Raw genomic sequence first — 24,595 nt, forward strand, 5'->3', positions numbered from 1 at the left:
GGTGGACACATGCGGTCAGGCCAGACGGACCCCGTGGTCGCCACGGTGCACGGGGCGGTACGCGGCAGGTACGAGCACGGCGTCGCCGTCTTCCGGGGCATCCCCTACGCGGCCCCGCCCTTCGGCCCGGGCCGGTTCCGTCCGCCCCTGCCCCCCGAGCCCTGGGACGGCGTCCGCGACGCGGGCGCCTACGGCCCCACGGCCCCCAAACCGCCGTACTCCGAGGCCTTCGCCCGGTACCTGTCCGACCCCTCGGTCCCCGGCGACGACTGCCTCAACCTCAACGTCTGGACCCCCGAACCGGGCCCCGGCGCCCACCTGCCGGTCCTGGTCTGGCTGCACGGCGGCGCCCTGACCAGGGGTTCCTCGGCCGTACCCGTCTACGACGGCCGCACCTTCGCCCGGGACGGCGTCGTGTGCGTCTCGGTCAACTACCGACTGGGTGTGGAGGGCTACGGACTGTTCCCGGACGCGCCCGCCAACGCCGGTCTGCGCGACCAGATCGCCGCCCTGCGGTGGGTGCGGGACTCCATCGCCGCCTTCGGGGGCGACCCCGGCCGGGTCACCGTCGCCGGCCAGTCCGCGGGCGCCATCAGCGTCGGTGCCCTCCTCGCCGCGCCCCGGGCCCGGGGACTGTTCCGGCGGGCCGTGCTCCAGAGCGGCGCACCCGAGGCCACCGACCGCGACAAGGTGCGGCGCATGGTCCGCCGCATGGCCTCCCGGCTCAAGATCCCCGCTACCGCCGAGGCCTTCGCCGCCGCAGACCGCGACCAGGTGCTGCGGGCCCAGGCCGAGGTGGGCAGGTTCAGCAGCCCCGTGCTCGGCGGCCCCGGCTTCGGTCTCGTCGTCGACGGCGACGTGCTGCCCCGCGATCCGCTGGAGGCGCTCCTCGACGGCGGCGCGTCCCCGGACGTCGACCTCATGATGGGCTGGACCCGCGACGAGTACCGGCTCTGGCTCGTCCCCGGCGGCCTCCTCGAACGCGTCGACCGGCTCGGCGCCGTCGCCCTCGCCGGCGCCCGCGCCCGCTGCCACTGCGGCAACGAGGTGGTACGCGGCTACCGCGCGTTGCGCCCCGGCGCGGGGGCCGCCGAGACCGTGGGCCAGTTGGTCACCGACCACCTGCTGCGCATCCCGCTGCACCGCCTGGCCGACGCGCGGCCCGCACCCTCGTACGTCTACGAGTTCGCCTGGCCGTCCAACCTGCCCGATCTCGGCGCCTGCCACGCCCTGGAGCTGGGCTTCGTCTTCGACTCCGGCGACGGCCCCGACGCGCGCAGACTCGCGGGCGAGGGCGCCCCGCAGGAACTGGCCGACGCCATGCACGGCGCGTGGGTGCGGTTCGCGCGGTCCGGGGACCCCGGGTGGGAGGCCTGGGACGCCACGCATCCCGTACGGGTCTTCGGCGACGGCGCCCCGCACACGGTCCACGGCCCGCTGGACGCCGAGTACGACCTGTGGAAGGCCGACGCCGGCACGCCCCGGGCGGCGCGGCCCGGGCGCACGGTCCGACGGTGACGCGGTCCTGCGGGCTTCGCGAGCGGCGCATCGCCCGGAGGACGCCGGCGTCCGCGTGACGGAGCGGGAGCCCGGCGCGGCCGTACGGCGCGCGTGCGCCGTCCCCGCGGACTGACGGGGCAATCCCGTCTGCCCCCGGGGGCCTTCACCGAATCTCCTCGCCCCGTCACGCTCCGGGCGTCAGGCCCAGCAGCCGTTCACGGTCGCGGCGAGGCCGTCCATGGCGTCCTTGATGTCGCTCGGGTCGGCCGTCGAGTTGTTCTCGATGAAGGAGAAGATCCGCCACTTGCCGTCGTCGGTCTGCGTGACACCGCTCAGGGCGATGGCGCCGGTGAGCGTGCCCGTCTTCGCCTGCACCTTGCCGACGGCGCACTCGGAGTGGGGGTCGTCGAAGCGTCCCCACTCCGGGCCCAGGCTGGCCCCGGCCTCGCCCGCGACCGGCAGGCCCTCCAGGATCGAGCCCAGGGCGGGGGACTCCGTGATCGCGTCGAGGAGCTGGGCGAGGGTCGCGGCCGGGATGCGGTCGGCGCGGGAGAGGCCGCTGCCGTCGTGCATCTCGAAGTTGTCGAGGGAGATGCCGTACGAGCTGAGCACCTGGCGGACCAGCGCGGTGCCGTCCTCGAACGTGCCCGGCTTGCCCAGCTCCACCGCGGTCATCCGCAGCAGGGTCTCGGCGATGTTGTTGTCGCTGGTCTTGAGCATCGTCTTGACGATCTCCGACAGCGGCGCCGACTTGTGCTGCGCCACCGGCACGTCGGACTGCTTCGCCGTCGTGCGGGAGACCTCGCCGCCGACCGTGATGCCCTGCGCGGCGAGCTTCTGGGCGAACACCTTGCCCGCGTCGATCGACGTGTCCTGGACGGCGGCGCCGTCCACGACCAGCGAACGGACCGGCGCGACCTCGGTGGGGTAGTAGCCCTCGTTCCAGCCCTCGGCGAGGCTCGGGGCGGCGAACAGGCTGTCGTCCACGCGGACCTCGACGTCGGTCCGGCCCGCCGCCTTCAGCCCGTCGGCGGCGGTCTTGGCCAGCTCGGCGACGTCCTCACCGGTGAGGGTGCGGTCGCCGCCGCCGACGAGGGTGAGGGTGCCCTCGCCGTACACGACCTTGGTGGTGAACTCGTGCTGGGCGCCGAGCAGCGTCAGGGCCGTGGTGGCCGTCGCGAGTTTGGCGTTGGAGGCCGGCATGAGGGCCGTGGAGCCGTTGTGGTCCCACAGCGCGGTGTCCGAGTCCGCGTCGAGCACGACGCCGCTGACGTCGGTGCCGAGCCGCTCGTCGGCGAGGCGCTCGTTGAGGTTCTTGACGAGCTGTGCGTCGTCGGCGGAGAGGTCGTCGACCGAAATGCCCTGTGCCTGGGCCGAGTTGTTGTCGGCGGCGAAGGCCGAGGTCCCGGCCAGCGTGGCGGAGGCCACGGGCACGGCCATCGCGAGCACGAGGGCCCGTCGCGCGCCGACGCGGCTCACTCTCGCCCTGCGGTGCCGGCGCCGACCGCCCGGCGCGAACGTGTGGGTGGGGGTTCCGTCTGGCGTACCAGTCATGAAGTGAAGTCCAAAGATCGGTTACTTCGTTCTGTGGGGGTGAAGCGCTGGGCACGCTACCAGCCGTCATATGAACGGCCGGGACGGAAATCGACGGGGTGTGAATGTTGTGCGACCGAATTGGGGAACGGCTTTCCGGGCGCCTCCGGGAAGGGGTTTCTCCCGGTGCCTCACGGGCCTATTCCGTTGCCCTTTCGGGCGCCGGGGCGGAGGATTCCGGGGCATCGTCCCGCCACCGGGCACGCAACACCCCGCCGCCGAACACCGCGAGGGCCACCACCGACCCGGCGGCGACGACCCGCCCGAGGCCCGAACCCGTCCCGCTCACCGGAACCGCGGCGGCGCCCACCACGACGCCCGCTCCCGCACAGGCCGCGACCGCCTCGGCCCAGACGCGGGCCCTCCCGCGTCCCCAACGCCACGGCCACGTCTCGCTCGTCACCAGGTAGGCGACCAGCAGCACGACCACACCGGCGCCCTCCCACCGGGGCGGGTCCGCGAAGGCCGCGATCACGACGACGGCACAGGCGAGCAGCGTGGTCCGTTGGCGCAGCAGCCGGCGGGTCCACCAGAAGACGTGCAGCGAGGGCCGCTGGTCCACGGCGGGCGCCGCCCACGCGGCGACGACGACCGCGCAGCCGAGCAGGACCGCCTGCCCGGCCGTGGTCACCGTCGCCCACGGCCGCCACGCCGTCACCACGGCCGCCACCGCGACGACCCGGACCGGCAGGGTGCCGATCCAGTAGTCCAGGTACTCCCGGACGCCCACCCGCGTGTCCCGTGCCGTCATCCCGCGCGCCCCCTCCCGCCGACCCGCCCCGACAGCAGCGGCGCCAGCGCCGTGTCCAACGACTCGCCCGCGGGGCGCCGGAGCACCGGCACCCCGCTGTCCCGCAGGGCGAACCGCATCGCGTCGCGCTCCGCACGCCACAGGCGCAGGCCCAACGCGCCCGCCTCGTCGCCGGGTTCCACCTGCGGGTCGCCGCTCGGGATCTCCACGACGACCGGACGGCGGCCCCGCGCCTGGAGGTCACGCAGCACCGACAGGATCCGCGCGTCGCTGAGCGGCGTGAACACGTACACGAGCGCGCCCTCCGGCAGCGCGGGCGGCGGGACCCGCTCCAGCCCGTCCCCGCCGAAGCTGCGGTCCTTGCGGACGTCGAGGACGCTCTCGACGATGCGGTAGAACGCCGCGTCCCCGGTGCCCGGCGCGAGCCAGCGGGTGGTGCCGCCGGTCGAGACGACCCCCACCCGGTCGTGGGTGCGCAGGTAGGCACGGGTGAGCCCGGCGGCGGCGCGTACCGTCTCGTCCAGCGAGGACAGGCCGGTCACCGGGTCGAGGACGTCCCCGAACGCGTCGAGCAGCATCACCGTGTCGGCGGCCCGCTCGGCGGCGAACCGGTGCAGTTGCACGGACCCGCGCCGGGTCGTCGACGGCCAGTGGATGCGCCGCTGCCGCTCCCCGGGAACCCACGGCCCCACCCCGATGACCTCGACGCCCTCCCCGGACTGCGGCGTGGCGTGCTCGCCGAGCCGCTGCGGCAGCCGCACCGGGATCGGCGTGAACCTCGCCTGCGCGGGGTGCGGGAACACGGACACCTCGGCGGCCTCGACGCGCACGGTGCGGCGCACGGTGCCGCCGGGGTCGTACACGTCGAGGTCCACGGGGCCGAGCGACCAGCGGCCCCAGGTCAGCGCCGTGTGACGCAGGGTCACCGAGGAGCGGCCGACGACCACGTCGTCGAGGCGCAGGCCGGGGCCGAGCGTGACCCCGGGGTCGAGGCGTACCGCGTCCCCGTCGTGGGCCACCTCGATGCGGACGGTGACCGTGTCGCCCTCGAAGCAGCGCCTCGGCTCGACGGTCACCGACGTCTCGACGCGGCGGGCGTGGGCGCGGGGCAGCGCCAGGGCGAGCAGCACCAGCGGCGCCGCCGCGAGCGCGAGCAGCCACGCCCGGCCAAAGAGCAGCGCGGCGGCCAGCGCCACCGCGGCCACGGTCAGCAGGCGCAGCGTGCGCTCGCCCGGCCGCGGCCCGCCGGGCGGCGGCGACGGCGGCTGTGCCGGGGAGGTACGGCCCTCCAGCGCGCGCACCACCGCCGCGTTCGGCCGGGGCCGAGGGGCGGCGGCAGCGGGGACCGGCGCGGGTGGGGTCACGACGGCACCGCGGCCGTACGCCGCGTGGTCGGCGTACCGACGCTGTCGACGATCTCGCGCAGCACGTCGTCCGTGGACGTCTCGCGCACCCACATCTCCGGCCGCAGCGACACCCGGTGGGCCAGCGCGGGCACCGCCAGGTCCTTGACGTCCTCCGGGACGACGTAGTCGCGGCCGTCCAGCACGGCGCGGGCGCGCGCGAGCTGGACCAGGGCGAGTCCGCCGCGCGGCGAGGCGCCGATGCTGATGCGGGGGTGGTCGCGGGTCGCGCCGACGAGCGCGACGGCGTACTCCAGCAGGTCGTCGTCGATCTCCACCCGCTCCACGACGGCCCGCCAGGCCACCACGTCGTCCGGTCCCGCGAGCGGTTCGAGCACGGCCTCGGGCGCCGCCCGGTCGATCCGGGCCCGCAGCATCGCCAGCTCCTCCCGGGCGGCCAGGTACCCCATCCGCACCCGCAACTGGAACCGGTCGAGCTGGGCCTCGGGGAGGGAGTACGTGCCCTCGTACTCCACCGGGTTGGCGGTCGCGATCACCAGGAACGGGTCGGCGAGCGGCCGGGTCGCGCCGTCCACCGTCACCTGCGACTCGGCCATCGCCTCCAGCAGCGCCGCCTGCGTCTTGGGCGGCGTCCGGTTGATCTCGTCGGCGAGCAGGAGGTGCGTGAAGACCGGGCCGGGGTGGAACACCATCTCGCCGGTGCGCTGGTCGTACAGCGGCGTGCCGGTGACGTCGGAGGGCAGCAGGTCGGGCGTGAACTGGATGCGGCGGAAGTCCAGGCCGAGCGTGGTGGCGAAGGAGCGCGCGAGCAGCGTCTTGCCGAGACCCGGCAGGTCCTCGACCAGGACGTGCCCGCCGGCCAGCACGGCCAGCATCACGTGTTCGAGCGCCTGCGGCTTGCCGACGACGGCACGGCCGATCTCGCGCAGTACGGCACCGGCCTGCTCGCCGACCTGTTCGGCGGTGCGGAGCCCGGGCGTGGAGGCAGTCGTCACTTCGCTTCGTCCTTACCTGTACGGGGGTCACGGGGGCGGGGTGTGCCCAGTGCTTCGAGCCGGTCGACGAGACGGCGCAGGACGTCGACGGGCACCTCGCCCTTGGATCCGGCGCCCGGCGGCACGGGTCCCAGCCACGGCCACAGGTCGGGGCCGATCAACTCGGCCGCCCGCTCGGGCTGGTGCTCCAGGGACACGTGGTGGTGCTCGGCGAGCACGGCGGCGTAGAGGTGACGCAGCTCGGGCCGGAGCACCGCGCGGTAGTAGGCGGTGCCGTCGGGTCCGGTGGAGGTGACCACGTTCCGGCGCCACTCGCCCATGCCCGGCACCCGGGTCTGCAACAGCCGCACCTCGTCCCGGTGGCCGGAGTCGAGGGTGCCCGCCCCGACGGCGTACCGGGCGACCAGCAGGGCCGCGGCGACGAGCAGCGCCACCAGGGCGCCCGCCGCCTCCGGGCCGTCCAGGAGCAGGACGAGCAGGACGCCCGAGCCGGCGACCGCGCCCGCGAGCGCTCCGAGCCGGCGCAGGGTGAACACGTCCGGTCCCCTGCGCGGGGCTCCTTCCGCGGACCGGTTCATCGCCGGGCCTCCGGGGCCGGAGCCGTGCCGGTGTCGGCGCCCGTGTCCGCTCCCGTGTCCGCTCCCGCTCCCGCGTCGCGGAGCAGGGAGGCGATCTCCTCCAGGGCGGCGGCCGCGGCCTCGCGGTGGGTGCCGTCCATCGGGTGCGAGGAGTAACGGGCCTCGCGGAAGAGGGCGGTGAGGCGCGGAGCGGCCGGGCCCGGGGCGAAGCCCGCGTCGGCCGCCCGGGTGAGCAGGTCCGCGGGGCTGTCGGAAGCGTGCCGCGGTACGCCGGACGCCACCAGGGCGTCCTCCATCGCGGCGTAACAGGCGATGACGGCCGCCCGGGCGTCGTCGTCGGCGCCGGCCAGGGCGCGGCGGCCCGAGTCCACGGCGGACAGCAGCAGCCGCGCGTCGTCGTCCCCCGCCACGGCGCCCGCCGTGCCGGGGCGCTGCGGCACCCTCAGCCCGAACCGGCGCAGCCGCCGTACGACGGCCACCACGACGAGGACGACGACGACCGCGGCCAGTACGGCGAGCACGGCGTACACCGGCAGGGCGGAGTGCTCCGAGGGCTCTCGCGGGGGCCGTGGGGGCGGGGGAGTGACGGCGAGGGACGGCAAGGGCGCCGGTTCCGTCTCGAGGGCCGGCGGCGCACCGGTCGTGCCGCCGCCGGTGGAGAACCGGTGCAGGACGACGGCCAGGACGCCGACGACGCCCGCCGCGGCGAACAGCAGTCGCGCGGCGGCGTCGCGCAGCCGCTCCTCGCGCGGGGGGAGGGAAAGACGGCCGGCGCCGAACCGGTGGCGGAGATCCCGGACGACCGTCCAGACACCGAGCGTCCAGGCCCCGGCCGCGAGGATCGTCACGAAGCCCATCCGGCCGAGCGGTCCCCTGCCCGAGTGCAGCAGCCCCTCCTCGGGCCGCAGCACGAGCGCGGCGACCGCGAGCGCCGCGACGACTCCGACGGCGACCACCGCCCCCGGCGCCGCGCGGTGTCCGGTCCGCTCCCCGTCCGCCATGCCGTCCACGCCCCCCCGCCGAACCCGTCGCCCCCGAACGCCTGTTCAGTGCCATCCTGGCACATGTCGCACCCGCCGCCCCAGGGCGAGTCCGCCGCGCGGTGGGTGGCTGCCGCGGGCAGGGCAAGGGCAGGCGGGCCGGGCCGGTGCGGCGCGGGACGGCGGCGTGCCCCCGTCGGCGTGCTCGCCGTGACGGTGTCACGGGCGTTCCGTGGTGGCCGTCCGTCAGGGTGACGAGGGCGGTGACGCGATCGTCCTGATCACGTCCGGCCCCACCCGGCAGCAGCCCCCGGTCAACCGGGCCCCGGCCGCCCGCCAGCGACGCACCAGCCGCGGGGTGAACCGCGAACGCCCCCGCCACGCCCGGGCCCGCGGGTCCCAGGTCTCCCCGCTGTTGGGATAGGCGACGACCGGCTTCCCGGTGACGCGGACGGCGGTCTCGACCGCGCCGGTCACGTCCTCGGGAGCACAGCAGTTGACGCCCACCGCGACCACCTCGTCCGCGTCGGCGGCCAGGGCGAAGGCCTCCTCCAGCGGCTGACCGGCGCGCGTGCGGTCCCCCGCGACGGTGTACGACAGCCACGCGGGCACGCCCAGCCCGCGCACCGCCCTCAGCAGCGCCGCCGCCTCGTCGGTGTCCGGGACCGTCTCCAGCGCGAGGACGTCGGGACGGGCCGCGGCCAGGACCTCCAGTCGGGGGCGGTGGAAGCGCTCCAGTTCGCCCGCGCCGAGGCCGTACCGTCCCCGGTACTCGGAGCCGTCCGCGAGCATCGCCCCGTACGGGCCCGCCGACGCCGCCACCCACAGCCGGCGGCCCGGCGCTCCCGCCCGCGCACGGCGGGCCGCCTCCCGCGCCGCCTCCACGCTGAGCGCGAGCAGTTCGGCGGCCCGCTCCCCGTCGATGCCGCGCCGGGCGAAGCCCTCGAAGGTGGCCTGGTAACTGGAGGTGATGGCCACGTCCGCGCCCGCCTCGAAGTAGGCGAGGTGGGCCCGCGTGATCGCCTCGGGGTCCTCGGCGAGCAGCCGGGCCGACCACAGCTCGTCGCCCAGATCGTGCCCGGCCGCCTCCAACTGGTTGGACAACCCGCCGTCGAGCACGAGCGGGCCCGCGGCGAGGGCGTCGGCGAAGTCGCTGGTCATGCCTTTGAGGCTACGTCGTCGCCCCGTGCCGGGGCGCCTTGTCCCCCGTGCGAGCTACAGGCAGGTGTCCACCGTGAGGTGACGATCTCCGGCCGCCCGGTCCGTAGCGTCCTTGTCGTCGCCCGGGGCACCGAAGTCCCGGGCCCGAACGAGGAGTTACCGTGAGATTCGTCTGGCAGTTCCTGGCCGTGCTGGCGGCCTACGCCCTCAGCGGAGCGGCCATCCAGGCGGTGCAGGACAACGACTGGCTCACCCTGGTCGTCGGCCTCACGGCGTCCGCCCTGATGGTCTTCGTGTACGCCTGGGTGGTACGGCGGACCGAGCGCCGGCAGGCCCTGGACGTGGCCCGGGAGGGCGCCGTCGCCAAGGCCGGCTGGGGTGTGCTGATCGGCGCCGGGATGTTCGCGGCCGTCATCACGAACCTCTTCACCTCCGGGCACTACGACGTCCACGGGGTGGGCTCGGTGCAGGGCGCGATCGGACTGGTCGGCTTCATGGCCGGGGCCGCCGTCACGGAGGAGATCGTGTACCGCGGGGTGCTGTTCCGGATCATCGAGGAGCACATCGGCACCTACCTCGCGCTGGGTCTGACCGGCCTCGTCTTCGGGCTCTCGCACCTGCTCAACGAGGACGCCACCCTGTGGGGCGCCGTGGCCATCGCCATCGAGGCCGGGTTCATGCTCGCCGCCGCGTACGCCGCCACCCGCAACCTGTGGCTGACGATCGGCGTGCACTTCGGCTGGAACTTCGCCGCGGGCGGCGTCTTCAGCACCGTCGTCTCGGGCAACGGCAGCAGCCAGGGCCTGCTGGACGCCACGATGTCGGGACCGAAGCTCCTCACCGGCGGCGACTTCGGCCCCGAGGGCAGCGTGTACTCGGTGGGCTTCGGGGCGCTGCTCACGCTGGTGTTCCTGTGGCTGGCGCACCGGCGCGGGAACATCGTGCCGTTCGGCTCCCGGCGGCGTGCCGCGGACGTCAACTCCGCCGCTACACTTCCCCGGTGATCGATCGCCGAAGGTCCCTGGAGCGGTGGCGCCGCCTCGACGTCACGGTCCGGGACCTCCCGCTCGGGGTGCTGTTCCTCGTCGGGTCCCTGCTGCCGGCGCTCCGCGGTCACGGCACGGACCTCGGCGGACTGCCGACCCGCCCCGCCGACGCGCTGACCGTCGTGGCGGCCGCCCTCCAGGGCCTCTCCCTGGCCGTGCGCCGGCGGTGGACACTCGTCTGCCTGGCCCTGGTCTCGCTGGGCTTCGCCCTCGACCAACTGCGCGGCTACCACCTGTTCGCCGGCACCGCGCTCCCCGTCGCACTGATCAGCGCCGGCGCCTACCTGGAGAAGTACCGGCGCTCGGCACAGGTCGTGGCGACCCTGGCGTACGTGGGTCTGGCCGTGGGGCTGAACGAGCGCGGAGGCGACGAATCGCCGGTCGAGTACGTGACGTTCTACCTGCTGCTCGCCCTGACGTGGGGCATCGGCGCGTGGATGCGCTCCGCCCGCGCCGCGGAGGCCGAGCGCCGCAGCCGGGTCGCCGAGGACGCCCGCAACGCCGAACGGGCGCGCATCGCCCGTGAGTTGCACGACGTCGTGACCCACCACGTGACCGCGATGGTCGTCCAGTCCGAGGCGGCCCGCTATCTGACCGCCGCCCCGGACCGGCTCGACGAGACGCTGGCCGCCGTCAGCGACACCGGCCGCCGCGCCATCACCGACCTGCGGCACCTGCTCGACCTGCTCAACCCGGACCACGGCACCGCCGAGCCCCGGACGCCCCCCGTCGGCCGGGTCCTCACCCTGGTCGAGCAGACGCGCCGGGCCGGACAGCCCGTGGACTTCACCGAGGAGGGCACCCCGGCGACGGCCACCGGAAGCTCCGACCTCGTGGCCTACCGCGTGGTGCAGGAGGCCCTGACCAACGCCCTCAAGTACGACCACGGCGCCAAGACCTCGGTCCTGGTGCACCACGGAGAAAGAGAGATCACGGTGGAAGTGGGCACGGACGGCTCCGGCACGGGGGCCGCGTCCCCCGGGGGCAGCGGGCGGGGCCTGGCCGGACTGCGGGAACGCGTCGACGTCCTGGGCGGCGAGTTCAGCACGGAGCGCCCGACGGGCGGCGGGTTCGTCGTCCGGGCCCGGATACCCGGGGGGAGCGGGGCATGAGCACACCGGTCCGGGTCGTGATCTGCGACGACCAGGCACTGATCCGCACCGGTCTGGCGACCATCGTCGACGCCCAGCCCGACCTGGAGGTGGTCGGCGAGTGCGGAGACGGGCGCACCGGGGTCGACCTGGCCCGCGAACTGCGCCCGGACGTCGTGGTGATGGACATCCGCATGCCGGTGCTCGACGGCCTCGAAGCCACCCGCCTGCTGGCCGGCGCCGGGGTGGAACACCCCGTCAAGGTGCTCGTGGTCACGACGTTCAACCTCGACGAGTACGTCTACGAGGCGCTGCGCGCGGGCGCGAGCGGCTTCCTGCTCAAGGACGCGCCCCCCGACCGGCTCCTGCACGGCATCCGCACCGTGGCCATGGGCGCGGCGCTCCTCGACCCCGACGTGACCCGCCGCCTCGTGGGCCGCTACGCCGCCCGCATCCGTCCCGCCGAGGGCACCGCCCGGGACATCCCGCTCACCCCGCGCGAGATGGAGGTCCTGCGGCTGATCGCGGACGGCCTGTCCAACGGCGAGATCGCCGCGGCCCTCGTGATCAGCCCCGAGACCGTCAAGACCTTCGTCTCCCGCATCCTCACCAAGCTCGACCTGCGCGACCGCGTCCAGGCGGTCGTCTTCGCCTACCGGCACGGACTGGTGACCTGAGGCGCGGGGGCGTCGACGGGGTGCCGCCCGGAACACTTCGGCCGGCGCCGAAACGACCGGCGCCTAGCGTGCGGGACATGAACGACACGCCCACCGCCACGAGCACTCCCACGCCCGCCGCCGCCGTCACCGGCGCGGTGGACCACGTCCTCGCCCTGGCCGCCACCTGGACCGCCTGGGACGGGCGGCCCGCGCACGTCGACGGCCGCGTCTACACCCCGCACAAGGCGATCCGGCGGGTCGCCGACCACCTGGTCGACCATCTCGCCGAACTGGAGGCCCGGCTGGCGGGGGAGGCGACCGAGCCCGACCACTGGCACGCCTCGACGGTCACCACCGACGCCGACCGGGCCCGCTTCACCGACGAGGACCTGGACGAGGCCCGCAGCCGCCTCACCCGGCTCGCCCGGATCTGGGCCCACCGCCTCGACGCGCTCACCGACGAGCAGCTCGACCACTCGCCCGGCGAGGGCTGGAGCTTCCGCGAACTCGCCGCCCACGTCTCGGAGTCCGTGTACTACGCCGACGCGGTGGGTGACCTGTCGTGACCGCGTTCGCCGCACTCCACCGGCCCGGCGAGCCCCTGCTCCTGCCGTGCGCCTGGGACCACGCCTCCGCGCTCGCCCTCGCCGGACTCGGGTTCCGCGCCGTCGGCACGACCAGCCTCGGCGTCGCGGCGGCGGCCGGCCTGCCCGACGGCGCGGCGGCGACCCGGGACGAGACACTGAGGCTGGCCCTCACCCTCGGCTCGGGCCCCTTCCTGCTCTCCGTCGACATGGAGAGCGGGTTCAGCGACGACCCCGCCGAGGTGGGGGAGCTGGCGCGGCACCTGGCCGCGGTCGGCGCCGTCGGGATCAACCTGGAGGACGCCCTGGGGCCGGCGGACCGGCACGCCGCGAAGATCGCCGCGGTACGGCGGGCCGCCCCCGGCCTGTTCGTCAACGCCCGTACGGACACGTACTGGTCGGGCGACGGCGACTGGTCCGACACCCTGCGGCGCCTGGACGCCTACCGCGAGGCCGGCGCCGACGGCGTCTTCGTCCCCGGCCTCACCGATCCCGCCCGCATCGCGTCCCTCACCGCCCGTCTCGACGTCCCCCTCAACGTCCTGCACTCGCCCGCGGGGCCCGCCCTGCCCCACCTGGCCGACCTCGGGGTGAGCCGCGTCAGCCTCGGCTCGCTCCTGTACCGCAGGGCCCTGGGCGCCGCCCTGGAGACGGCCGCCGGCATCCGGGCGGGCCGGGACCCGGGCGGCCCGGCGCCCACGTACGACGAGGTGAGCGCGCTGACCGGCTAACCGCCGCTCCCGTCCCGCGGCCAGTTCTCCAGCGCCACGTGCAGGGCGTCGACCGCCTTGTCCCAGGACGCCTGGACGGCGCGCGGGGCACCGAAGCTCCCGGAGGCCTCCAGCGCGCAGTACCCGTGGAAGGTGGAGCGCAGCAGGCGTACGGCGTCGGTGAGGTCGGGTTCGCCCAGGCCGTAGGCGCGCAGCATGCCGTAGGTGATCTCGCCGGTGCGGCGCAGGGCGGGGGAGCCGGCCACCCGGGTCTGGTCGACGCGGATCTGGGTCGCGGCGTAGCGGCCGGGGTGGCGCAGGGCGTACGCCCGGTAGGCGCCCGCGAAGGCGGCCAGCGCCTCCTTCCCGGCCCGGCCGGCCACCGCCTCGGCGATCTCCTCGATCAGCTCGCCGCCGGCCAGCAGCGCCATCCGCTCCCGCAGGTCCCGCAGTCCGCGCACATGCGTGTACAGACTCGCGTCCTTCACCCCGAGGCGCCGGGCCAGCGCGGAGACGGTCACGGCCTCGAACCCGGTCTCGTCGGCGAGGTCGGCGGCCGCGGCGACGACGCGGTCCGTGGTAAGGCCCGCTCGGGGCATGGGCCACCTTCCTGCAGCCTAGGATTCCTAGGTTTCATGCTAGGGCAGGCCGGGCGGAGGGCACGGCTCACCCGATAGTCGTTCAACGTTCACCTTCCGCGTCGATTCTCCTCGGAGCCGCGCACGGCGGCGGTATCCGGGAGGAACACACATGGGGCACGGACACCCGCACGGTCACCACCACCACGCACACCCGCACGACCACGAGCACGCCACCGCACCGGCCCTGCCCGCCGCCTTCGACACGAACGTCCCCGACGAGGCCCTGAGCCCCGAACAGCAGTCGCGGCGCGGGCTGCTGCGCCGGGCCGGCCTGCTGGGCGCCGGACTGGCCGCCGGTACCGTCCTCGCCCAGACCGCCACCGCCGCGCCCGCGCGGGCCGCGGGCAACGGCCGCCGCTCCAAGGGCTTCCTCTGGCTGGCCGGCGACCACCACATCCACACCCAGTACAGCAGCGACGGCAAGTACCGCGTCGTCGACCAGGTCCGCCAGGGCGCCCGGCACGGCATGGACTGGCTGGTCATCACCGACCACGGCAGCGCCACCCACGCCAGGATCGGGGTGGAGAAGGTCAACCCCGACATCCGCGAGGCCCGCGACGCCCACGAGGACACCCTCGTCTTCCAGGGGCTGGAGTGGAACATCCCGGCCGCCGAGCACGGCACCGTGTTCGTGCACCCCGGCAAGCACGAGGTCTCCGTCCTCAAGCAGTTCGAGACCGACTACGACGGCGGCGTCAAGGGCGCCACCGACTCCACCCCCGCCAACGAGGCCCTCGCCGTCGCGGGGCTGTCCTTCCTCGCCGACCAGGTCGAGCGGCGCAAGGTCAAGGACGCCCTCATGCTCGCCAACCACCCGGCGCGCAAGGGCATCGACTCCCCGCACGAGATCCGCGCCTGGCGCGACGCCACCTCCCCCGGCCGCCGGATCGCCGTCGGCTTCGAGGGCGCCCCCGGCCACCAGGCGGGCGGCCTGCCCAAGCCCCTCGGGCCCGGCGGCGCCCGCGGCATCTACGACGGCAGCCCGAGCGCCAACTCCTTCGCCGGCTACCCGCTGGAGAGCTACCGCACCTGGGGCGGCTTCGACTGGATGACCGCCACCGTCGGCGGCCTGTGGGACAGCCTCATCGCCGAGGGCCGTCCCTGGTGGATCACCGCCAACTCCGACTCCCACCAGGTCTACGCCGACACCGGCGCCCGCGGCGGCGGCGACTTCAACGCCAACGGCCGCTACGACGACCCCGTGTACGGCGGCCGGATCGACATCACCCAGAACGACTTCTGGCCCGGCCAGTACAGCCGCACCCACGTCGGCTCCGACGGCTTCTCCTACGCCGCCGTCATGGACGGCATCCGCGCCGGGCGCATCTGGGTCGACCACGGACAGCTCGTCAGCGGCCTCGACGTCCGCGTCTCGGGCGGCGGCCGCTGGGCCACGCTCGGCGGCGCCCTGCACGTCCGCAAGGGCACCCGGGTGACCCTCTCCGTCGACGTCGCCCTGGCCGGCGGCCCCAACTGGGCGGGGTTCGTGCCGAAGCTGGCCCGTGTGGACGTCATCCAGGGCGACGTGACCGGCCCCGTCGCCGACAAGGACACCTTCACCGAGCCGACCGCCCGCGTCGTCAAGTCGTACGAGGTGAACGAGGTGAACAAGGACAGCGGCACCGTCCGCCTCACCTACGACCTCGGCCGCGTCGACCGCCCCGTCTACCTCCGCACCCGCGGCACCGACGGCAACCGCTCCGCCGTCGGCGCCCGCGGCGCCAAGGTGGACCCGGCCGGCCCCGCCATCGACGTCGTGGGCGACGCCGACCCGTGGCGCGACCTGTGGTTCTACTCCAACCCCGTCTGGGTCCTGCCCTCGTGACCCCGCCCGCCGCGCCGTACGTCCTCGGCATCGACACCGACGCGAGGACCCTGCGCGAGGCCGACCGCCTGCTCCAGGTGCTCGCCGTCGAACTCGCCCTCCCGGAGGGCGTCTTCGGCTGCACGCACCTGGTGCGGGACGACCGCCCGCGGGTCGCCCTGTCCCTCGCCGCCGAGGCGGAGCCGGTCCTGCGCACCGCCCGGGACCGGCTCACCGCCCGCGGGTACCGGATCCGCGACGGCGCCTGGGACGAGGCCGGCCGCGCCGTCCTCTACCCGGGCGCGGACCGCGCCACCGGCACGCTGACGCTCGCCGAACTGCTCGCCCGGTGCGCGATCGACCGGGTGACGGTCCTGGGCACACCGGAGGAGCCGAGCCCGGACACCCGGCTCGACACCCGCGACCACGTCCGCCCGCACTGGCAGGACGGCCGTCTCGTCCTGGCCGCCATGCCCGCGGCGGGCGGCACCCTCGTCCCGTTCGAGGACCCCGCCCCGACGCCCTGCTGCGCCGACCACTGACCCCGCGCGGGGTGCTCAGCCCGCCAGCACCCCGCGCACGAAGGCGTTGGCGAACTTCCCCGCCGGGTCCAGCGACCCGGCCAGCGCCCGGAAGTCGGCCAGCCGGGGGTAGAGCGCGCGCAGTTCGCCCGCCGGGGTCGTGAACACCTTCCCCCAGTGCGGGCGCGCCGCGAACGGGGCGAGCGCCCCCTCCAGGCGCCGCACCACCGGCAGCACCGCCGCCGTGTCCTCGACCCAGGTGAAGTGCGCGGCCACGGTGTCCCGGCCGTAGGACGGGCTCAGCCACTGCCCGTCGGCGGCGACCGTGCGGATCTCGCAGGTCTGCAGCACCGGCGCGAGCACGTCGCGTATCGCGTCCATCGCGTGCAGGGCGGCCAGGGCGTGCTCGCGGGGCATCAGGTACTCCGACTGCAGCTCGGCACCGCTGCTGGGCGTGAACTCCGCGCGGAAGTGCGGCAGCCGCTCGTGCCAGGGCCCCGGCACCCCGAACTGCTCCGTGCAGTTGACCGCGGGCATGCCCGGCACCGGGTGCATCTTCTCGGCGGCGGGCGCCGCGTACGGGAAGTCGGGCAGCGGCTGGTCGGTGCGCCGCTTGAGCCACACCTGACGGAATCCCGGCGCCCGCCAGTCCGTGAACAGGCTCACGCTGTACGCCGCCGCCATCACCGTCTCGAACGTCGCCGTGTCCAGACCGGCCAGCGGCAGTTCGGCGAAGACGTGCTGCTCGACCTCGTAGGCGGGCTCCACGTCGAGCGTGAGCGAGGTCACCACGCCCAGCGCGCCCAGCGAGGTCACCGCGCCGCCGAACCGCTCGTCGTCCCGCCCGAGCACCACGGTCGAACCGTCCGCGGTCACCAGCTCCACCTCGCGCACCGCCGACGCCAGCGGACCGTTGCCCACCCCGGAGCCGTGCGTGCCGGTCGCCACCGACCCGGCGACCGAGATGTGCGGCAGCGAGGCCATGTTCGCCAGCGCCAGGCCCCGCGCGTGCACCGCCCGGGCCAGCTCGGCGTACCGGACCCCGCCGCCGACCCGCACCGTACGGGCCGCCGTGTCCACGTCCACCTCGGCCGGCAGGTCCGCCAGCGACAGCAGGACGCCCTCCGCACCCGGCTCGGCGATCTCGTTGAAGGAGTGCCCGCTGCCCAGTACCCGCACCCGGGCGCTGTCCGCCACCAGGGCCCGCAGCGCCTGTGGGGAGTGCGGCCGGAGCAGTTCCTTGGCCGCGTACGTGATGTTGCCGGCCCAGTTGGTCACCGTGATGTCGCTCATATCGCGGAAACCTACCCGGCGCGCCTGGAGGGGGACCCGGGCGGGAAGCCGCTCCCGCGGGGGCATACCGTGAGAAGTCGAACGCCGGAGCTGGGAGGAGACACGGGATGGACAGCCGTACCGCGCTGGTCGAGGATCTGATGGAGCGGTTCCCGAACGTACCGCGCGAGGCCGTCTTCAAGGAGGACCTGCTCCGCGGCGGCGTCGCCTTCGACCCCTCCGCGCTCAGCGACAACGAGGACGGCGAGGTCAAGCCGAAGTCGTACTTCATCTTCTCCTTCGACCACGGCACCCTGCCCGAGCTGGGCGAGGCCGCCCTGCGCCGCCCGCCCGAGGAGATCATCCTCACCGGCGGCCCCTACGACCTGCGCCGCACCGTCGTCTCCGTCCGGGTGAACCCGTCCTCCCCGTACCGCGTCGCCGCCGACGAGCACAACCAGCTCGGCCTCTACCTCGACGGCAAGCGCATCTCCGACGTCGGCGTGCCGCCGATGCCCGAGTACTACCGGCACAAGCTCGCCAACGGGAAGTCCGTCATGGAGGTGGCCCCCACCATCCAGTGGGGCTACCTGATCTACCTGACCGCCTTCCGCGTCTGCCAGTACTTCGGCGCCAAGGAGGAGTGCCAGTACTGCGACATCAACCACAACTGGCGCCAGCACAAGGCGGCAGGGCGGCCGTACACCGGGGTGAAGGACGTCGACGAGGTCCTCGAGGCGCTGGAGATCATCGACAAGTACGACACCGCGAAGATCTCCACCGCGTACACGCTCACCGGCGGCGCGATCACCTCGAAGGTCCAGGGGCTGGACGAGGCCGACTTCTACGGGCGCTACGCCAAGGCCATCGAGGAGCACTTCCCCGGCCGCTGGATCGGCAAGGTCGTCGCCCAGGCCCTGCCCAAGCCGGACGTCCAGCGCTTCAAGGACTACGGCGTGCAGATCTACCACCCCAACTTCGAGGTGTGGGACGAGTACCTGTTCAAGATGTACTGCCCCGGCAAGGAGCGCTACGTCGGCCGTGACGAGTGGCACCGGCGCATCCTCGACTCCACCGACGTCTTCGGCGCGCGCAACGTCATCCCCAACTTCGTGGCGGGCGTCGAGATGGCCGAGCCCTTCGGCTTCAAGACCGTGGACGAGGCCATCGCCTCCACCACCGAGGGCCTGCGCTTCTTCATGTCGCACGGCATCACGCCCCGCTTCACCACCTGGTGCCCCGAGCCGACGACCCCCCTCGGCAAGGCCAACCCGCAGGGCGCCCCGCTGGAGTACCACATCCGCCTGCTCCAGGCCTACCGCCAGACCATGGACGACTTCGGCCTCTCCTCGCCCCCCGGCTACGGTCCCCCCGGCGCCGGCAACGCGGTCTTCTCGGTCAGCTCCTTCATGGACAGCCTGCCGGCGGACGCGCCCGTGGAGGTCTGAGCCCGGGGTCCCGGGGTGTCGCGGTTATTCGGTGGCGCGCCCCCGGGCGCGTGTCTAAGGTGAGCGATGTCCGAGCGCGGCGGCCCCAACGGCCGCCGCGGCAGGGGATCCCGAGAGGAGGTGTCGACCCATGGCTGTCACTGTGACGGGCGCTGCCCGCATCCAGGAGTTCATCGAGTCCACCTCCGTGGCCGCCGGCTGATCTCAGCCGCTCCCTGAGTCCTCGCGCCGGGGCCGCACCCTGAAGGGTCACCCCTTGACTTCCACGTCATCCACCTCGTTCCCGCACGCCCACTCCGCCCTCGCCGCCCACGGCTGGGACGAGGACTGGGCCGACGCGTTCGCGCAATACGCCGCCCAGGGGCTGCTGCCCGGCCGGGTCGTCCGGGTCGACCGCGGGCAGTGCGACGTCGTCACCGCGGACGGCGTCGTGCGCGCCGACACCGCGTTCGTCACGCCGCACGACCCCCTGCGCGTCGTGTGCACCGGCGACTGGGTCGCCGTCGACCCCGAGGGCGGCACCCCGCGCTACGTGCGGACGTATCTGCCGCGCCGCACCGCCTTCGTGCGCTCCACCTCCTCCAAGCGGTCCGAGGGGCAGATCCTCGCGGCCAACGTCGACCACGCGATCGTCGCCGTGTCGCTCGCGGCCGAGCTGGACCTCGCCCGCATCGAACGGTTCCTCGCCCTCGCCTGGGAATCCGGGGCGCAGCCCCTGGTCGTCCTCACCAAGGCCGACCTCGTGCCCGACCCGGTGACCCTGGCGTACCTCGTCCAGGACGTGGAGACGGCCGCGCCCGGTGTGCCGGTGCTGTCCGTCAGCGCCGAGCAGGGGGAAGGGCTCGACGTGCTCGCCGCCGTCGTCTCCGGCGGCACTGCCGTGCTGCTGGGACAGTCCGGCGCCGGCAAGTCCACCCTCGCCAACGCACTGCTCGGCGAGGACGTCATGGGGGTCCAGGACGTCCGCGACGTCGACGGCAAGGGCCGGCACACCACCACCACCCGCAACCTCCTCGCCCTGCCCGGCGGGGGAGTGCTGATCGACACCCCCGGGCTGCGGGGCGTCGGGCTCTTCGACGCGGGCAGCGGGGTCGGGCAGGTGTTCGCCGAGATCGAGGAGCTGGCCGAAGGGTGCCGCTTCCACGACTGCGCCCACGAGAGCGAGCCGGGCTGCGCCGTCCTCGCCGCCATCGACGGCGGCGAGCTGCCCGGGCGGCGGCTGGAGAGCTACCGCAAGCTCATGCGGGAGAACCAGCGCATCGTCGCCAAGACCGACGCCCGGCTGCGGGCCGAGATCCGCAAGGAGTTCAAGCGCAGGGGCGCCCTCGGCAAGGCGGCGATGGAGGCCAAGCGGGGCGGTCTGCGCTAGGCCGGCGGCCGCCCCCACGTGATGTCCGATTTCCGCCAGTCCGGTGGTCCGGACTGGCGGAGACTGGAGGACGTGAGACAGACAGCGCAGTACGAGCACACCCACGAGGACCTCAGGTACGAGGCCGTGCGGAGCCGGGACGCCCGGTTCGACGGCGCGTTCTTCTTCGCCGTCGAGACGACCGGCATCTACTGCCGGCCGAGCTGTCCCGCGGTCACCCCGAAGCGGCACAACGTGCGGTTCTTCGCGACGGCCGCCGCCGCGCAGGGCTCGGGTTTCCGGGCCTGCCGGCGGTGCCGTCCCGACGCCGTGCCGGGCTCCGCCGACTGGAACGTGCGCGCCGACGTCGTCGGCCGGGCCATGCGGCTGATCGGCGACGGCGTCGTCGACCGCGAGGGCGTCGCCGGACTCGCCGGCCGCCTCGGCTACAGCGTCCGCCAGGTGCAGCGCCAGCTCACCGCCGAAGTCGGCGCCGGACCCGTGGCCCTCGCCCGCGCCCAGCGGGCGCACACCGCGCGCGTCCTGCTGCAGACCACCGGCCTGCCGGTCACCGAGATCGCCTTCGCCGCCGGATTCGCCAGCGTGCGGCAGTTCAACGACACGATCCGGACCGTGTACGCGGCCACCCCGAGCGAGCTGCGCGCCGCCGCCCCGGCCCGCGACCGGGCCGCCCGGCGCACCGCCACCCCCTCCGCCGGCGTCCCGCTGCGCCTGGCCCACCGCGGCCCCTACCAGCCCGGCCCCGTCTTCGACCTGCTCGAACGCGAGGCCGTCGCCGGGATCGAGGAGGTGAGCGGCGCACCCGGCCACCGCGTCTACCGGCGCACCCTGCGCCTGCCGTACGGCACCGGGATCGTCGCCGTCCAGGAACGGCCCGGCAGGCCGCGCACCGGCGGCGGTGGCTGGCTCGACGCCCGCCTCCACCTCACCGACCTGCGCGACCTCACCACCTCCGTCCAGCGGCTGCGGCGGCTGTTCGACCTCGACGCCGACCCCTGCGCCGTCGACGAGCGGCTCGGCGCCGACCCCCGGCTCGCCCCGCTCGTCGCCGCCCGCCCCGGGCTGCGCTCACCGGGCACCGCCGACCCCGACGAACTCGCGGTGCGGGCCCTGGTGGGCCGTGCGGAGGCCGAGCGGCTGGTGCAGCGGTACGGCAAGACGCTCGACGCGCCCTGCGGCACCCTCACCCACCTCTTCCCCGAACCGGCCGTCCTCGCCGAGGCCGCGCCGCAGGGCACCGCGGGCGCGCTCGCCGCCGCCCTCGCCGACGGCACCGTACGCCTGGACCCGGGCGCCGACCGGGACGACGCCGAGCGGGCCCTGCTCGCCGTGCCCGGCCTGGACGCCGGTACGGCCGCCGTCGTACGCACCCGCGCCCTCGGCGACCCCGACGTCGCGCCGCCCGGCACCGCCGTCCCCGACACCTGGCGCCCCTGGCGCTCGTACGCACTGAACCACCTGCGCGCAGCAGGAGAGTGGGAGAACGACCGATGACCACCGTCACCTACTGGCACCGGATCGACAGTCCCGTCGGGCTGCTGCTGCTGACCGCCGCCGGCCCCGACGGCGCGCTCACCTCCCTGTCCGTGCCCGGGCAGAAGGGCGGCCGGAGCGTCCAGGACGGCTGGCGGCACGACGCCGGGCCCTTCCGGGCGGCCGAGGAGCAGCTCGACGCCTACTTCGCCGGGGAGCTGACGGAGTTCCGGCTGCCGCTGCGCGCCGAGGGCACCGCCTTCCGGGAGCGCGTGTGGGCCGCCCTCGACGACGTGCCCTACGGGGCGACGACGACGTACGGCGAGATCGCCGCGCGCATCGGGGCCTCGCGGCCGGCGGTGCGCGCCGTCGGGGGCGCGATCGGCGCCAATCCGCTGCTGATCCTGCGCCCCTGCCACCGGGTGATCGGCGCCGACGGCTCGCTGACCGGGTACGCGGGCGGACTGGACCGCAAGACGCGGCTGCTGGCCCTGGAGGGCGCGCCCGTCAGCCGGCCAGGACCGCTCCCAGCCACGCCCCGGTGATCAGCAGGCAGGCGAACAGCTCCGTCAGCAGCCCGGCGCCGCCGTGGCGCATCGCGCTCCGCAGCGACGCCATCGCCTCGCCGTGCCGCCCGAGCCGCAGGCGCTCGGCGAGGTAGACGCCGCCCAGGAAGCCGGGGATCGCGCCGAGCACGGGGAGGAACACGAAGCCGAGGACGGCGCCCGCGCCCCCGTAGGCCGTCATCCGGCGCATCGCCTCGTCCCGGCGTCTCCTGCGGGTCGGCAGCGCCCAGCGCACCGCGCGGGACAGCAGGAGGACGACCGTGGCGCCGACGAGGACGGCCCACGCGAGCGGCTGCGGGTCCTTCAGCGCCCACCACAGGACCCCGGCCCACACCAGCCACGACCCGGGCACGCCGGGGAGCAGGACGCCGCACAGCCCGAGCACGATGACCAGGCCGGTCAGCAGGAGGTCCCACGCTCCCATCCGTCCAGGGTGCCGGAGCCGGGCCCGGTCCGCAGAAGTCCGTGGTGGCGGGGGCCGCCCCTCAGTGGTCTCCGAGCCGGCCCGGCTCCTCGGGCGCCCTGGATTCCCTGGCCCCCCGGGCCACCCAGTCCCGTTCGTAGGCGTGCCAGCCGAGCTGGAGCCGGGTGGTCACGCCGGTCAGCTCCATCAGGCGCTTCACCCGCCGCTGTACGGTCCGCAGGCCCAGGTCGAGCTGCTTGGCGACGCTCGCGTCGGTCAGACCGGCGAGCAGCAGGGAGAGGATCTCCAGGTCGGTGCCGTCGGGGCCGTCGGGGCCGTGCTCGGTGACGCCGGAGGTGCCCAGCCGCAGCGGGAGCGCGTCCCGCCAGACCGCCTCGAAGAGGCCCGAGAGCAGTTCGAGCAGGCCGCTGGCGTGCACGACCAGCGCGGCGGGCTCCGAGGAGTGCGCGGTGAGCGGCACCAGGGCGAGGGAGCGGTCGGCCACGATCAGCTTGGTCGGCACCCGGTCCACGACCCGGACCTGCTCGTCGCGGCCGAGCGCGGCGGTCAGCTCGGTGATGCCGGTCGGCAGGTCGAGCACCGACCGTTCGACCACCACGCGGTAGCGGACGCCTCTCCCGGCGGCCTGTTCCTCCGCGTCGTTCTCCATGCCGGTCACGGCCACCGGCCGGTCGGTGACCAGCGCGCAGACCTCGTCGCTCGCGCCGAGCTGCAACTGGAGGAAGCGCCGGGCGACGGCCGCGGCGCCGGTCACGACCTCCACCAGGTCGTGCACGGCGGGCTCGGCCGCCGCCGCGCGGTACTCCTCCGCCAGCAGCGCCGCCGCCAGCTCGGCCCGGTCCAGTTCGTGCCGCTGCTGGGTGAGCAGGGCGCCCAGCGCGACGCCCGGCGGGGCCGCGACCCAGCGTCCTGGGCGGGCCGAGGACTGGGCGGCGAGCCCCTGCTGCTCCAGCCCGCGCAGCGCGCGCTCGGTGTCGTGCTCGCCGAGCGCCAGCCTCCGCGCCAGATCCGGTACGTCGGCCGCGCCCACCGACACCAGCGCCCGGTAGGCCGCCTCCTGCGTGTCCTCCAGCCCCAGCACTCCCAGCATCAGGCGTCGCCCCTCCCCGGAACCATGATCATCTCAAGCCGCGGGGACCGTCGTGGCGGAAAACGGCCACGGCGTAAACCCGCCCGCGGACATCATCGCCGTACCGCTGGTCACTCTGCCAAGGTGGCGTCGCCGAGCGGTCCTCCCGTGGGGGGTGGGGCCGCTCGGCCACCCCACCTCGGAGAACTGTTCGACGCCTCCCCCGACACGCCGCCCGGGGGTGCGGTGGTGCGCCCGAGTTTTCCGATGCCCCCTGTCCATCCGCCCCCCGCGGTGGACAATCGGGAGCATGAGTCAGCAGGGGGGAAGGCCCACCGGTCCCACCGGTCCTGAGGACGACTGGTGGGGGCAGCTCTACGACGACTCCACCGACGACACCGGCCCGACGGCCGCGCCCGATTCCCTGGACGACCGCTTCGCCTCGGCGTCCGGCACGGTGGCGCGCGGTCCGGGCGCCGGCCCCGTCAACCCGGCGGACCCGCCGGCTCCCGCCCCGCCCGAACCCCGGGCCCCGTGGTGGGCGACCCCGACGAGCCTGTCGGACATCCCGGGGCCACGCACCGGGGGGCTGCGGGACTCCGCGGGTCCGGTGGAGGGCGGGGGCGGGCCTCCGGGTGCCGGCCGGGCGCCGCGTCCCCCGGGCCCGCCGAGGGACGGTGGCGAGGGTCTGGACGGCCGTGTCGCGTCGAGCGCGGCCCGCCCACCGACGGCCCGTGACGACGGCCCGGGGAGCAGCACCCCGTTGAGCCCCGCCCGCCCGCCACGGGCCGGGGACGGCGACAGCGCCCGGCGCGAGGAAGCGCTCCCGGACGCCACGGGCGCCGCCCGTCCCGGGGACCCCCGGGAATCCGCCCCCGCGGCACCGGCCGACGCCGTCGACGTCCAGCCGGGGGACGGGCGGCCCGCCGGGGGAGCGGCGGCCGGGGCCGAAGTACCGCCCGCGCCGTCCTCACCGCCACCTCTGTCACCTGCGCC

At 75.0% G+C, this 24,595-nt stretch carries 23 protein-coding genes and 1 pseudogene; 13 read left to right on the forward strand and 11 right to left on the reverse strand.

The window, feature by feature from the left end:
* Positions 1-9: 9 nt before the first annotated feature.
* The gene (locus Sdi02f_RS33065) at positions 10-1,518 is read left to right on the forward strand and encodes a carboxylesterase/lipase family protein (RefSeq protein WP_053665489.1); all 1,509 of its coding nucleotides are present in this window, start codon (positions 10-12) and stop codon (positions 1,516-1,518) included.
* 180 nt (positions 1,519-1,698) lie between these two features.
* Here the strand turns inward: Sdi02f_RS33065 and dacB are convergent, their stop codons facing one another.
* The 7 genes from dacB to mmuM form a co-directional block, all read right to left on the reverse strand.
* Positions 1,699-3,054: a D-alanyl-D-alanine carboxypeptidase/D-alanyl-D-alanine endopeptidase gene (gene dacB, locus Sdi02f_RS33070; protein ID WP_108934558.1), complete on the reverse strand. Its 1,356-nt coding sequence runs from the start codon at positions 3,052-3,054 to the stop codon at positions 1,699-1,701.
* Positions 3,055-3,232: 178 nt separating this feature from the next.
* Positions 3,233-3,844, reverse strand: a complete 612-nt coding sequence (locus Sdi02f_RS33075; protein ID WP_108934559.1) for a hypothetical protein — start codon at positions 3,842-3,844, stop codon at positions 3,233-3,235.
* The gene (locus Sdi02f_RS33080; protein ID WP_108934560.1) at positions 3,841-5,208 is read right to left on the reverse strand and encodes a DUF58 domain-containing protein; all 1,368 of its coding nucleotides are present in this window, start codon (positions 5,206-5,208) and stop codon (positions 3,841-3,843) included. The genes Sdi02f_RS33075 and Sdi02f_RS33080 overlap by 4 nt, the downstream gene beginning before the upstream one ends.
* A complete protein-coding gene (locus Sdi02f_RS33085; protein ID WP_030404172.1) occupies positions 5,205-6,203 on the reverse strand; it encodes an AAA family ATPase in 999 nt (332 codons plus the stop codon). The genes Sdi02f_RS33080 and Sdi02f_RS33085 overlap by 4 nt, the downstream gene beginning before the upstream one ends.
* Positions 6,200-6,781, reverse strand: a complete 582-nt coding sequence (locus Sdi02f_RS33090) for a hypothetical protein (protein ID WP_051849676.1) — start codon at positions 6,779-6,781, stop codon at positions 6,200-6,202. The genes Sdi02f_RS33085 and Sdi02f_RS33090 overlap by 4 nt, the downstream gene beginning before the upstream one ends.
* Positions 6,778-7,782 (reverse strand): DUF4129 domain-containing protein, encoded by a 1,005-nt coding sequence (locus Sdi02f_RS33095; protein ID WP_108934561.1) that lies wholly within the window; start codon positions 7,780-7,782, stop codon positions 6,778-6,780. The genes Sdi02f_RS33090 and Sdi02f_RS33095 overlap by 4 nt, the downstream gene beginning before the upstream one ends.
* Before the next feature lie 225 nt (positions 7,783-8,007).
* Positions 8,008-8,922 (reverse strand): homocysteine S-methyltransferase, encoded by a 915-nt coding sequence (gene mmuM / locus Sdi02f_RS33100; protein ID WP_108934562.1) that lies wholly within the window; start codon positions 8,920-8,922, stop codon positions 8,008-8,010.
* 161 nt (positions 8,923-9,083) lie between these two features.
* Here mmuM and Sdi02f_RS33105 point away from each other — a divergent pair, with 161 nt between their 5' ends.
* The 5 genes from Sdi02f_RS33105 to Sdi02f_RS33125 all read left to right on the forward strand — a co-directional run bounded on the left by Sdi02f_RS33105 (position 9,084) and on the right by Sdi02f_RS33125 (position 13,033).
* Positions 9,084-9,926 (forward strand): CPBP family intramembrane glutamic endopeptidase, encoded by an 843-nt coding sequence (locus Sdi02f_RS33105; RefSeq protein ID WP_030404176.1) that lies wholly within the window; start codon positions 9,084-9,086, stop codon positions 9,924-9,926.
* Positions 9,923-11,080 carry a sensor histidine kinase gene (locus tag Sdi02f_RS33110; protein WP_053639025.1) on the forward strand — a complete coding sequence of 386 codons (1,158 nt, stop codon included), beginning with the start codon at positions 9,923-9,925 and terminating at the stop codon, positions 11,078-11,080. Before Sdi02f_RS33105 ends, Sdi02f_RS33110 begins: the two co-directional genes overlap by 4 nt.
* Positions 11,077-11,736 (forward strand): response regulator, encoded by a 660-nt coding sequence (locus Sdi02f_RS33115; RefSeq protein ID WP_108934563.1) that lies wholly within the window; start codon positions 11,077-11,079, stop codon positions 11,734-11,736. Before Sdi02f_RS33110 ends, Sdi02f_RS33115 begins: the two co-directional genes overlap by 4 nt.
* Before the next feature lie 77 nt (positions 11,737-11,813).
* On the forward strand, positions 11,814-12,284 hold the full coding sequence (locus Sdi02f_RS33120) for a hypothetical protein (RefSeq protein WP_031185162.1): 471 nt from the start codon (positions 11,814-11,816) through the stop codon (positions 12,282-12,284).
* Entirely contained in the window at positions 12,281-13,033 is a 753-nt protein-coding gene (locus Sdi02f_RS33125; protein WP_108934564.1) for an isocitrate lyase/PEP mutase family protein, read from the forward strand. The genes Sdi02f_RS33120 and Sdi02f_RS33125 overlap by 4 nt, the downstream gene beginning before the upstream one ends.
* Here Sdi02f_RS33125 and Sdi02f_RS33130 read toward each other — a convergent pair.
* Positions 13,030-13,611, reverse strand: a complete 582-nt coding sequence (locus tag Sdi02f_RS33130) for a TetR/AcrR family transcriptional regulator (RefSeq protein WP_031085343.1) — start codon at positions 13,609-13,611, stop codon at positions 13,030-13,032. The genes Sdi02f_RS33125 and Sdi02f_RS33130 overlap by 4 nt on opposite strands.
* Positions 13,612-13,762: 151 nt before the next feature.
* Here Sdi02f_RS33130 and Sdi02f_RS33135 point away from each other — a divergent pair, with 151 nt between their 5' ends.
* The gene (locus tag Sdi02f_RS33135) at positions 13,763-15,478 is read left to right on the forward strand and encodes a PHP domain-containing protein (protein ID WP_055468867.1); all 1,716 of its coding nucleotides are present in this window, start codon (positions 13,763-13,765) and stop codon (positions 15,476-15,478) included.
* On the forward strand, positions 15,475-15,999 hold the full coding sequence (locus Sdi02f_RS33140) for a hypothetical protein (protein ID WP_108934565.1): 525 nt from the start codon (positions 15,475-15,477) through the stop codon (positions 15,997-15,999). The genes Sdi02f_RS33135 and Sdi02f_RS33140 overlap by 4 nt, the downstream gene beginning before the upstream one ends.
* A 15-nt stretch (positions 16,000-16,014) precedes the next feature.
* On the opposite strand, the gene Sdi02f_RS33145 is transcribed toward Sdi02f_RS33140, so the two are convergent.
* The gene (locus Sdi02f_RS33145; protein ID WP_108934566.1) at positions 16,015-17,271 is read right to left on the reverse strand and encodes an FAD-binding protein; all 1,257 of its coding nucleotides are present in this window, start codon (positions 17,269-17,271) and stop codon (positions 16,015-16,017) included.
* 107 nt (positions 17,272-17,378) lie between these two features.
* Between Sdi02f_RS33145 and Sdi02f_RS33150 the strand changes: the two genes are divergently transcribed.
* From Sdi02f_RS33150 to Sdi02f_RS33165, 4 genes are all read left to right on the forward strand, one after another.
* Positions 17,379-18,698, forward strand: a complete 1,320-nt coding sequence (locus tag Sdi02f_RS33150) for a radical SAM protein (protein WP_030404185.1) — start codon at positions 17,379-17,381, stop codon at positions 18,696-18,698.
* 256 nt (positions 18,699-18,954) lie between these two features.
* The gene (rsgA, locus tag Sdi02f_RS33155) at positions 18,955-20,067 is read left to right on the forward strand and encodes a ribosome small subunit-dependent GTPase A (RefSeq protein WP_108934567.1); all 1,113 of its coding nucleotides are present in this window, start codon (positions 18,955-18,957) and stop codon (positions 20,065-20,067) included.
* A gap of 21 nt (positions 20,068-20,088) precedes the next feature.
* Positions 20,089-21,561, forward strand: a complete 1,473-nt coding sequence (locus Sdi02f_RS33160) for a DNA-3-methyladenine glycosylase 2 family protein (RefSeq protein WP_051783655.1) — start codon at positions 20,089-20,091, stop codon at positions 21,559-21,561.
* Positions 21,558-22,085 (forward strand): methylated-DNA--[protein]-cysteine S-methyltransferase, encoded by a 528-nt coding sequence (locus Sdi02f_RS33165; protein ID WP_108934568.1) that lies wholly within the window; start codon positions 21,558-21,560, stop codon positions 22,083-22,085. The genes Sdi02f_RS33160 and Sdi02f_RS33165 overlap by 4 nt, the downstream gene beginning before the upstream one ends.
* Here Sdi02f_RS33165 and Sdi02f_RS33170 read toward each other — a convergent pair.
* Both Sdi02f_RS33170 and Sdi02f_RS33175 read right to left on the reverse strand, forming a co-directional pair.
* The gene (locus Sdi02f_RS33170; RefSeq protein WP_030404189.1) at positions 22,048-22,530 is read right to left on the reverse strand and encodes a DUF456 domain-containing protein; all 483 of its coding nucleotides are present in this window, start codon (positions 22,528-22,530) and stop codon (positions 22,048-22,050) included. The two genes, Sdi02f_RS33165 and Sdi02f_RS33170, sit on opposite strands and share 38 nt — an antisense overlap.
* Before the next feature lie 61 nt (positions 22,531-22,591).
* A complete protein-coding gene (locus tag Sdi02f_RS33175; RefSeq protein ID WP_108934569.1) occupies positions 22,592-23,620 on the reverse strand; it encodes a helix-turn-helix transcriptional regulator in 1,029 nt (342 codons plus the stop codon).
* 289 nt (positions 23,621-23,909) lie between these two features.
* Here Sdi02f_RS33175 and Sdi02f_RS36610 point away from each other — a divergent pair.
* Positions 23,910-24,595: pseudogene (locus tag Sdi02f_RS36610) on the forward strand (protein phosphatase 2C domain-containing protein); the annotation flags it as partial.

The sequence above is a fragment of the Streptomyces ardesiacus genome (genome assembly GCF_003112575.1).
Taxonomy (GTDB): domain Bacteria; phylum Actinomycetota; class Actinomycetes; order Streptomycetales; family Streptomycetaceae; genus Streptomyces; species Streptomyces ardesiacus.

What these genes read in the sequence shown, in the direction of transcription:
- Sdi02f_RS33065 (WP_053665489.1), top strand. Translation starts at nt 10, where the DNA reads ATGCGGTCAGGCCAGACGGACCCCGTGGTCGCCACGGTGCACGGGGCG.
- dacB (WP_108934558.1), bottom strand. Translation starts at nt 3,054, where the DNA reads ATGACTGGTACGCCAGACGGAACCCCCACCCACACGTTCGCGCCGGGC.
- Sdi02f_RS33075 (WP_108934559.1), bottom strand. Translation starts at nt 3,844, where the DNA reads ATGACGGCACGGGACACGCGGGTGGGCGTCCGGGAGTACCTGGACTAC.
- Sdi02f_RS33090 (WP_051849676.1), bottom strand. Translation starts at nt 6,781, where the DNA reads ATGAACCGGTCCGCGGAAGGAGCCCCGCGCAGGGGACCGGACGTGTTC.
- Sdi02f_RS33095 (WP_108934561.1), bottom strand. Translation starts at nt 7,782, where the DNA reads ATGGCGGACGGGGAGCGGACCGGACACCGCGCGGCGCCGGGGGCGGTG.
- mmuM (WP_108934562.1), bottom strand. Translation starts at nt 8,922, where the DNA reads ATGACCAGCGACTTCGCCGACGCCCTCGCCGCGGGCCCGCTCGTGCTC.
- Sdi02f_RS33115 (WP_108934563.1), top strand. Translation starts at nt 11,077, where the DNA reads ATGAGCACACCGGTCCGGGTCGTGATCTGCGACGACCAGGCACTGATC.
- Sdi02f_RS33120 (WP_031185162.1), top strand. Translation starts at nt 11,814, where the DNA reads ATGAACGACACGCCCACCGCCACGAGCACTCCCACGCCCGCCGCCGCC.
- Sdi02f_RS33130 (WP_031085343.1), bottom strand. Translation starts at nt 13,611, where the DNA reads ATGCCCCGAGCGGGCCTTACCACGGACCGCGTCGTCGCCGCGGCCGCC.
- Sdi02f_RS33135 (WP_055468867.1), top strand. Translation starts at nt 13,763, where the DNA reads ATGGGGCACGGACACCCGCACGGTCACCACCACCACGCACACCCGCAC.
- Sdi02f_RS33145 (WP_108934566.1), bottom strand. Translation starts at nt 17,271, where the DNA reads ATGAGCGACATCACGGTGACCAACTGGGCCGGCAACATCACGTACGCG.
- Sdi02f_RS33150 (WP_030404185.1), top strand. Translation starts at nt 17,379, where the DNA reads ATGGACAGCCGTACCGCGCTGGTCGAGGATCTGATGGAGCGGTTCCCG.
- Sdi02f_RS33160 (WP_051783655.1), top strand. Translation starts at nt 20,089, where the DNA reads ATGTCCGATTTCCGCCAGTCCGGTGGTCCGGACTGGCGGAGACTGGAG.
- Sdi02f_RS33165 (WP_108934568.1), top strand. Translation starts at nt 21,558, where the DNA reads ATGACCACCGTCACCTACTGGCACCGGATCGACAGTCCCGTCGGGCTG.
- Sdi02f_RS33170 (WP_030404189.1), bottom strand. Translation starts at nt 22,530, where the DNA reads ATGGGAGCGTGGGACCTCCTGCTGACCGGCCTGGTCATCGTGCTCGGG.
- Sdi02f_RS33175 (WP_108934569.1), bottom strand. Translation starts at nt 23,620, where the DNA reads ATGCTGGGAGTGCTGGGGCTGGAGGACACGCAGGAGGCGGCCTACCGG.